Genomic DNA, 8,020 nt, shown 5'->3' with positions numbered 1-8,020 from the left:
TGATTGCCTTATCCTAACACTGTGATCCTGTCTCAGAATCAGGCATGGAGCGGCGTCACCGGTGTTGCGGTGGAGCTCTTCAGACGTCCGGGTCAAGCGTTCCCGCAGCGCAGCGAGGACAACGCTTGACGCGGCGGCGACTCCACAAACTTGTCTATGGGGTGCAGGCAAAGTCCTGCACCCCTGCCACGCGGCGAGCGGGAGAGCGCGAGGGGAACCCCTCGCATCCTAAACAAAAAGAGTGCGCCGAAGGCGCTCCGCTTGGGTATGTGCGTGCAGTTGTACTTTACGAACTTTGACGCGCTGTCGTGTCCGCTTCCTTCTTCCATTGATGACCTTGCATTGAGCATCGTGCCCGACGCGCTCGACGTTGCCGAGCGCGCCGGGCTGATCGACGGCATGCCGTTCATTCTAATGGAGGACGGGAGCTACGATCTCCAGCTCAATCGGTTCTTCCGCGCCTGCCCGGGAATGGGCGCACGCTCGCCGAACACTTGGCGCTCCTACGCGCGCGATATTCTCGTCTGGGCTCGCTTTCTTTGCGAGCGGCGTAGCGGCAAGACGGTCTGGCAGGCCGACCGCCATGACGTTCTGGCCTTCCATCGGGCACGGCGGCTGTCGGCGGCTCCCTATCGCATCTCGGCGTCGAGCTGGAATCGAGGCATCGCGGCGCTCGACAAACTCTATCGGTGGGCCGTGGAAGAGGGGATCATGACGACCTCGCCCTTCAGCTACGCCGTGACCCTTCACAGGACGGCGGGGACGCGCGCGTTGCTGGCGGTGACGGCGAACCGCTCGCGCGAACGTGCCGCGCGGCGGCACGATATGCGTTTTATTGATCTTGGCAGCTATTTGCTGTTTCGCGATGTTGGGTTGCGCGGAAGGCTCCCTGGTGGTTCGGAGGATCCGACCTGGCGCGGCCGCAATGGCGAGCGCAATGCGCTGTTCGCGGAACTCCTGGTCACGACCGGTCTGCGGTTGTCCGAGAGCGGCAGCCTGTTGCTCGCCGATCTTCCGTGCTCGTCGGATTCCGGCATGCGCTCGCTCCCGTTTGATCTCCCCGGTGCGGTCGCCAAGGGCGGACGACCGCGCCGGATCCGTATCCCCCGCCGGGTCCTGAGGCTGATCAAGGACTACATCGATCTTGAGCGCGCGATCTCGGCAGCCCGGCGAGAGCCGATGGTGTCCAATCCGCTCTGGTTGACGCGGGATGGAGAGAAGGTTGTCGATGCGACGGGCAAGCGGGTCCGCCTCGACCGGCTGACGCCGGGCGAGCGCGGCCGTGTGCTGGCCGGCGCACCCGGCAAGGCGCAGCATGTTCTGCTCTGGCTGACGGAAGGTGGCGAGCCCGTCCCGTCAGCAACCTGGGAAGCGACCTTCCGCCGCGCCTGCGCGCGGTGCCGCCGTTTCGGCATCGACGTAAACGTGACGCCACACACGCTGCGGCACACCTTCGCTGTCAACATGCTTTCCATGCTGATCCGCGAACAGATCGGGATTGTGTTCGATCCGCAGGATCGGCACGGCGCAGCCTATCGCCGGATTCTCGGGGATCCGCTGCAGAAGCTCCAACACCTGTTGGGCCACGCCAGCGTGACCAGCACTTACATCTATCTCGACAGTCTTGCCGAAGCGCAGGAACTGGTCGACGCGGCAGCCGATCGCTGGGCCGAAGATGCGGCCTGTGACGCGCAATGACCGATCTGACAGCTGGGCCGGTGCGGCGGCCGGGACGCCGCGCGCTGTTTCCTGAGGCGTTGCCTGATCCCGAGGGCGAAGCCGCCACCGCCATCGCATCGCTCCGATTCACCGTCACCCTCGCGGATCGCAGTATCGCGATCGATCTGACCATGCTGTCTGGCCGCGAGGTATTGGCCCAACCGCTTGCGGGCGCGCTCTGGCGCGCCTGTCAGGTCGGCGGCCCGGCGGGCTCGGTCTCGACTGCAGCGGCGTATGCCAACGCGCTCAAACTCTTCTGGCGCTATCTCGAGTCCGCCAGCCCCAGTGTCACTCGCCTCCCACACGTGAGCGCAGCTTGCATCGACGGATTCGATGCATGGATGGAGGAGAGTGGTCTGCACCCCAATCATCGCCTTCACCGGATGAGCAAGGTGCTCAATCTGTTCCGGCTCGCCGAGGCCGCCGAGCCGGGTTGTCTGCCGCCCGATGCCTCGCGGCGGCTGATGTATACGAGCGACCGACCCGGGGTGCGCAACCGGCCACGCGATGCCTATGGCGATGATGTCGCCACGGCACTGCGGAATGCTGCGCGCGCCGATCTCACCACGGTTGTCGGTCGCTTTGCCGAGGCGGATTGCATTCCGACGCTCGATGAGATCGCTCGGAGCAACGCTCTGTCGGTCGCGCACAATAGAGCCATGACTGTGATCGACGCCGAAGGCGCCATCGGTCACCGGCACCCCGTCTTCAAGCGGCTCTACACACTTCGCCGCGAGAGTGGCTTGCCGAACGATCGCCTGATCCACGATCTGCACGGCCGCCGGCATCTGCTCGCCGCCGATCTCGTGCCGCTGATGGTCTTGCTCTCGCTCGATACCGGGCTGGAGATTGAAGCAATCAAGGACTTGCGGTCGGATTGCCTGAAGAACTCTGCGGGCGGCTATGTCGAGATCGAGTATTGCAAGCGGCGGTCGCGCGGTGCCGAGTGGAAGCGGTTGCGTGTACGCGATGGTGCCTCATCGACGCCGGGCGGCCTGATCCGCAAGGTGCTGCAGTGGACCGCGTCGGCGCGAAGCCGGCTTGCCGCCGGCACGCTCTGGGCTCACTTCGCCTGGGGGCGGTTGACCCCGCGCGTCCTCGCCACAAAGGAACTTGTTGCCTCATGGACCGAGCGACACGGTATTCGCGACGAGGAAGGCGAGCCTCTCCGGCTCAATCTGACACGCCTCCGCAAGACGCACAAAGCAGCATGGTATCGGCGAACCGGCGGTCAGCTCGACCGCTTTGTGGTCGGCCACAGCGTGTCGGTTGCGGCCAGTCATTATGCCGATATCCCCGCGCTTCGCCATATCCACGAAGCCACCATTGCCGATGCTATGACGGACGCGCTCGACGCCGCCTTGCATCCCTGTGTCCTGTCGTCAGAGCAGGAAGCAGCTGTTCGAGCTGATCCGGACACGGCCATCGGTCTGCCGGTTTCCGGGCGTGCCGCGCTCAATGAGTTGTTCAGCGGCGAGCAGGATGTCTGGCTCGCCAGTTGCGGCGGTTTCTACAAGAGCCCGTTCGCTGCCGAAGGGGACGCCTGCTGGTCTCCGTTCTGGGGATGCCTCGAATGTAGCAACGCGGTGATCACCGCACGCAAGCTCCCCGCGCTCCTGTCTTTTCTGAGCTTCATCCGGGCGCAACGACAGTCGCTCAGCGAAGCCGACTGGATCACCAAGTTCGGCCGCGTTCATGGGCGGATCGCCGATCAGATTCTGCCGCGGTTCAGCGCGGTCGAGATCGAACAGGCCCGCCAAATCGCGGCATCGGACCCGACACTCATTTATCTGCCGCCCGAAGCTGGAGCGCCATGATGCCCGCGGTCAACAATGCCTTGCTGCAGCCCGCGTCGTTGCCGTCAGCCATCTATGGCGACGACGAGCCCGTGCTCGCCGGCATTCCTGTCAGGGAGGATGCTGACCGCGCGCAATTCCCGCGCTTTGGTGACGATCACTGGGATCTGGGAGTCGCCATTTTCCGGGTGAACGCCCGCTACAGCAATTACCGGCTCAATTTCGCCCGCATCGCCGATCCCGTGACCCGGCGGCTCGCCAAGGAGTATGTGCTCGCTCGGCTCCGCATCCATGTGCCGGGATACCGGGTGCCGTGTAGCGTGGCTTGGGCGATCCGGCTGCTGCGCTACATCCAGCATTTCGCGGCGTTCCTCACCGCGCACGTTGGCGCCGTCGATCTGCGCCGGATCGACCAGCCTGTCCTTGACGCCTATCTGGCACACGCCCGCGATGGTGGCCGGCGAACGCCACACGAGACAGTGAAGTACGTCGAGGTCCCCATCGATCTGCATCATCTGTCGCCATGGCTGACGGAAGGCGGCATTGGTTTTCTGCCGTGGCGTGGGCGTGCGGCTCACCATGTTGCCAAGCGGCCGCCGGCACCGGCCGAGAATGCTACGCCGCGTATTCCCGAACCGATCATCGGCGCCATGCTGCGCTGGTCGCTCAAATACGTCGATGTCTTTGCGCCGGATATCCTGGCGGCACGAGCGGAGCTCGATGCCCTTGAAGCCCGTTGCGAGCGACTGATGGCAAAGGACGCGCAGAGCGGAGAAGGGGCCGCCGAGACTTATCGAGCGCGGATGACCAAATGGCTCGAGGCGCGCCGGATGGCCGGCAGAGGCGTACCGATCTGGGAGCGCGCGCCTAATGTCGCCCGCCGCATCGACCCGCAAACCGGCGCTGAGACCCCTCCGTACAATCTTCACCTGATGCGCCTGCACGTTGGCGCTCGCGAGAGCGGCCGGATCAGCCAGTCCGAACCGACCGCACGGCTGATCGATCAGGCGGCGGCCGAGCTCGGGACCGAGGTCGGCGGTCTCGATACGCCGATCTCCATCGATCCGGACACCGGCCGGCCGTGGCGCGAACGCTTCGACGGCCTGAGCCTCGCCCGTGAGGAACGCATGCTGCAGGGCGCCTGCTACGTCATCTGCGCCTACCTCACCGGCATGCGCGACAGCGAGGTGCAGGCCATGCAGCCGGGCTGCGTGTCGGCAGAGCGCAGCACCGACGGCTTGATCGAACGCTACCGCGTGCGCAGCACCGTCTACAAGCGCCAGGGTGCACGTGGTGCGACGGCTGACTGGATCACGATCGAACCTGTCGCCCGCGCCGTTGCGGTGATGGAGGTCCTCTCGGCCCGCAATCGTCGGGAGAAGGGACTATCGTCCCTATGGGTGGCGCTAAAGGACTGGCCCTGGAGTGCCGATCATCTCGGCATCGGCGCGACGCCGACACTCAACCTGTTCCGCGAAGGTCTCGATGCGCGCGGTGGCGACGAACCAGCCATTCCTCGGGTCGCGGATGAGCCCTGGAAGTTCACGACCCGGCAGCTTCGCCGCACGATTGCGTGGTACATCGCCAACAGGCCGTTCGGCACCGTCGCGGGCAAGATCCAGTACAAGCACGCTTCGGTCGCCATGTTCGAGGGATATGCGGGCTCGCCCAATGGCGATTTTCGCTTGGCGGTCGAGCGTGAACGCTCACTCGGCCAGCTCGACGACATCGTCGCGCATTATGAAGCGTTCCGTCGCCATGAGGGGCCAGCCGGACCGGGTGCTGCGCGAATGCGACGCGAGTTCGCCCGCGTGCAGGACGAGCTTGGCGATCTGCCCGGCCGGATCGCGGACCGCAAGCGGTTGCGCACCATGCTCGCCCATCTCGGCCGAACCTTGCATGTGGGCTTTCTCAACGACTGCCTGTTCGACGCTGCGACCGCGCTGTGTCTCGCAGGTTCGCCCGATCCTGAACGGACCGCGCCAGCCCTGTCGCGATGCAGCCCAGACCGTTGCCCCAACGCCTGCCTGACCGCGCGCCATCTCGAACCATGGCGGGCCTCGATCGCCGAGGGCGAAGCTCTGCTCAGCGACAGTCGCCTATCGCCGCTGCAACGCACAGCCATCACGCGGGACAACGACCGCAAGCGCCGGCTGATTGCACCTCTGATGGATCGTGGCGCATGACCGCACCGATTGGTTCGAAGAGCGAGGCGGCGCTGCGGGCGGCGATGGCACGATTGCTCGACGGTCGACCCGAGCGCACCGACGGCGCTCTGACCGTCGCCAACCTGGCGCGCGAGGCAGGTGTCAGTCGGGCCACCGCGAACCGTGCCGCCGATCTTCTCGCCGAGTTTCGGGTCGCCGAAGCCCGCCAGCGCCGATCATCCCCCCACGCTTTAAAGCAGCGCATTCGCACCCTCGAAGCCGAACTCAGAGCCGTCCGTGGCGCCGAGATGGCCGAGCTGCGCACGCTCACCCGCACGCTAGCCCAGCACATCCAGATGCTGACGTTGCAGGTCGCCGAACGTGATGCGGTGATCACGCGCCTGCAGGATGAGCTGGCCCAATCGCGTCAGGCCAACATCGTTCCGCTGCGGCGCTTACCTCGCGACGGCGCAGGCTGAGGGCCACGCAGCATCCTCAAAGCAGCATGGTTCCCCAGCGGCCGCTCGCAGGTCACCGTCTCCTGTGCTCGCCCGTCGAGGCAGAGCTCGGTTGTGGCAGACGCTGCCGACCCGTCAACCCTGTTCCGCACCAGCGACCGAGAACAGGGTGTGACGGGCCGGCCCGCCGCGTCTGCCCCTGATGCCTCGCCCTCGACGGAGAGGGCGAGCACAGGAGACACCCATGACCATGGATCGCAGCCGCCCGACCCAAGCCAGCAACGATATCTACGAGCGCGTCACCAACCAGATCATCGCCGCCATCGAGGCCGGCGCCGGCGAGTACCGGATGCCCTGGCACCACGACGGATCATCCATCACGACGCCCGTCAATGTCGCCTCACGCAAGGCTTATCGCGGCGTCAACGTCATCGCGCTCTGGGCTGCTGCGCAGGAGAGCGGTTATCCCAGCGGCACCTGGGGCACATATCGCCAATGGCACGAACTTGGCGCTCAGGTTCGCAAGGGCGAGCGCGGCCAACTGGTGGTGTTCTGGAAGCGGGCTGATCGCAACGGCGACGCCGATCGTCAGGACGGCGATGAGGATAGCGACGAACCGGCACGGCGCATGTTTGCCCGCGGCTACACAGTCTTCAATAACGCGCAGGTTGACGGCTACACGCCGCCCGAGATGCCGGTGTTGCCGGAGACCGAACGCATCGCACATGCGGAGAGCTTCTGTGCCGCCCTCGGCATCGATATTCGGCACGGCGGCTCGCAGCCCTGCTACATTCCATCCAAGGACTACGTGCAGATGCCGGCGTTCGCCAGCTTCCGCGACGCCATCGCCTATTACGCCGTCTTGCTCCACGAGTGTGGGCACGCCTCCGGCGCCAAGCATCGCCTCGATCGCGATCTCACCGGACGGTTCGGCTCGGCCGCCTATGCCATGGAGGAATGCACCGTCGAGTTGCTCAGCGCCATGATCTGCGCCGACCTCAATCTGAGCGTCGAGCCGCGACCGGATCACGCCCGCTATATCGCCTCGTGGGTCGACGTGTTGCGCTCCGACAAGCGCGCCATTTTCACGGCCGCGAGCAAGGCGCAGCAAATCGCCGACTGGATGCACGCCCAGCAGGCCTCCGGGTGAGGAGGCAACTTCTAGGGGCGCAAGACCCGCGACGTCGCAGGCACAATTTTGAATGCCGAGAATCAAAGTATCTGCAACAATTGCAAAGCAGCTAGGGCAACTGCGCCCCGGCATTCTACGAGGTGGTGCCTCAGAGGCATGGCGAAGTCTTCAAAGCTCTTGGCAGTTAAACGCGGAAAGGTACTTTTGGTCAGGCGCAAACGCGACCGACTATGGATGTTCCCGGGCGGACGAAAGCGCGGACGGGAGAGTGCCAAGAACTGCCTGCGCAGGGAGATTCGCGAGGAGCTCCCAAAACTAAGGCTCGGCAAACTCGAGCTTTGGAAGGAGGTCAAAGCCAAGAACCGCTTCTCCGGACGGAAGATGAGTGATGCGATCTTTGTTGCGAAGAGAGCGTCTGGCAAACTGGCGATTGGCGACAAGAAAGAGATCGATAGAGCCGCCTGGCGCAAGCCTCGGGGCCTACGGCTTACGCCCACGTCGCGCTACATCAGGGACAAGGTGTTTCCGAAGCGAGGGTAGCAGGCCGTTTGCCATCCGATCGCCACCGTCACGAGCGGATGCAGCAGAGCCCCCACTGGATAGAGCAACGCTCCGGAGGAGCGTCCAACTTCGCGTTCCGGGACGATGCCCCCGGTCGAGGCCAGATTTCACGACGAATCTGTCTCATTAGCCGGCAACGCTGCAATCCCCGTGTTTGCAGGCCTTAGCCGGCACTGAGACAGCTTGACTGTTCAGATAAATTGCCGA

The 8,020-nt window shown here is 64.8% G+C and carries 6 protein-coding genes; all 6 read left to right on the top strand.

The window, feature by feature from the left end; all coding sequences use genetic code 11:
• The first annotated feature begins 351 nt into the window (after window positions 1-351).
• The 6 genes from ACFFWD_RS01360 to ACFFWD_RS01335 all read left to right on the top strand — a co-directional run bounded on the left by ACFFWD_RS01360 (window position 352) and on the right by ACFFWD_RS01335 (window position 7,792).
• On the top strand, window positions 352-1,698 hold the full coding sequence (locus ACFFWD_RS01360) for a tyrosine-type recombinase/integrase (RefSeq protein ID WP_376960663.1): 1,347 nt from the start codon (window positions 352-354) through the stop codon (window positions 1,696-1,698).
• 59 nt (window positions 1,699-1,757) lie between these two features.
• Window positions 1,758-3,536: a site-specific integrase gene (locus ACFFWD_RS01355; protein WP_376960662.1), complete on the top strand. Its 1,779-nt coding sequence runs from the start codon at window positions 1,758-1,760 to the stop codon at window positions 3,534-3,536.
• Window positions 3,536-5,701, top strand: a complete 2,166-nt coding sequence (locus tag ACFFWD_RS01350) for a hypothetical protein (protein ID WP_376960660.1) — start codon at window positions 3,536-3,538, stop codon at window positions 5,699-5,701. The genes ACFFWD_RS01355 and ACFFWD_RS01350 overlap by 1 nt, the downstream gene beginning before the upstream one ends.
• Entirely contained in the window at window positions 5,698-6,141 is a 444-nt protein-coding gene (locus ACFFWD_RS01345; RefSeq protein ID WP_376960658.1) for a hypothetical protein, read from the top strand. The genes ACFFWD_RS01350 and ACFFWD_RS01345 overlap by 4 nt, the downstream gene beginning before the upstream one ends.
• Window positions 6,142-6,364: 223 nt before the next feature.
• Window positions 6,365-7,270, top strand: a complete 906-nt coding sequence (locus ACFFWD_RS01340; protein ID WP_376960656.1) for an ArdC family protein — start codon at window positions 6,365-6,367, stop codon at window positions 7,268-7,270.
• A 138-nt stretch (window positions 7,271-7,408) separates the two neighbouring features.
• On the top strand, window positions 7,409-7,792 hold the full coding sequence (locus ACFFWD_RS01335; protein WP_376960654.1) for an NUDIX hydrolase: 384 nt from the start codon (window positions 7,409-7,411) through the stop codon (window positions 7,790-7,792).
• Window positions 7,793-8,020: the final 228 nt, after the last annotated feature.

Source organism: Bradyrhizobium erythrophlei (assembly GCF_042430365.1).
Lineage (GTDB): Bacteria > Pseudomonadota > Alphaproteobacteria > Rhizobiales > Xanthobacteraceae > Bradyrhizobium > Bradyrhizobium erythrophlei.
Note: the sequence above shows the minus strand (reverse complement) of the source record. Positions and strands in the feature narration are given on the sequence as shown.